Source organism: Pseudomonas sp. JV245A (genome assembly GCF_032424515.1).
Classification (GTDB): Bacteria; Pseudomonadota; Gammaproteobacteria; order Pseudomonadales; family Pseudomonadaceae; genus Aquipseudomonas; species Aquipseudomonas protegens.
Window position 1 is genome coordinate 1 of record NZ_VYKE01000496.1, and the last position, 593, is coordinate 593.

Annotated in this window: 1 protein-coding gene and 1 pseudogene; both read left to right on the forward strand. The window is 65.1% G+C overall.

Going from position 1 to position 593, the window contains the following annotated elements:
* A partial coding sequence (locus F6S12_RS32665) for a glycine betaine ABC transporter substrate-binding protein (RefSeq protein WP_315869977.1) occupies positions 1–411 on the forward strand: 411 nt, incomplete at its 5' end.
* A gap of 12 nt (positions 412–423) precedes the next feature.
* Positions 424–593, forward strand: a pseudogene (locus tag F6S12_RS32670) (choline ABC transporter permease); the annotation flags it as partial.

Below are 593 nucleotides of genomic sequence, written 5' to 3' on the forward strand. Positions count from 1 at the left end.
CTGGACACCGAGTTCGCCAACCGCTCCGACGGCATGGCCGGGATGGTCAAGCTCTATGACATGGCCCTGACCCGCAAGAACACCCGGCAGATGGACGCCGGCCTGGTCTACACCGCCCTGCGCAACGGCCAGGTGTTCGCCGGCCTGGTGTACACCACCGACGGGCGCCTCAATGCCTTCAAGCTCAAACTGCTGGAAGACGACAAGCACTACTTCCCGGACTACACCGCCGCGCCGGTGGTACGCCAGGCCTACCTCGACGCCCACCCGCAACTGGCCGCCGAGCTCAAGCCGCTGGCGGCGCTGTTCGACGACGAAACCATGCGCCAGCTGAACGCGCGGGTCGACGTCGACCATGAAAGCCCATCCGCCGTGGCCGCAGATTTCCTGCGCCAGCACCCGATCAACTAAAGAGGAGAAGACATGGAATTCCTGAACGCCTTTTCCCATCTCGATTGGGCCCAGGTCCTGCACCTGACCTGGCAGCACATCACCCTGGTGGGCATCGCCGTCACCCTGGCCATCGTCTTCGGTGTGCCCCTGGGCGTGCTGATGACCCGCTTCCCGACCCTTGCCGGCCCACTGCAGGCCAG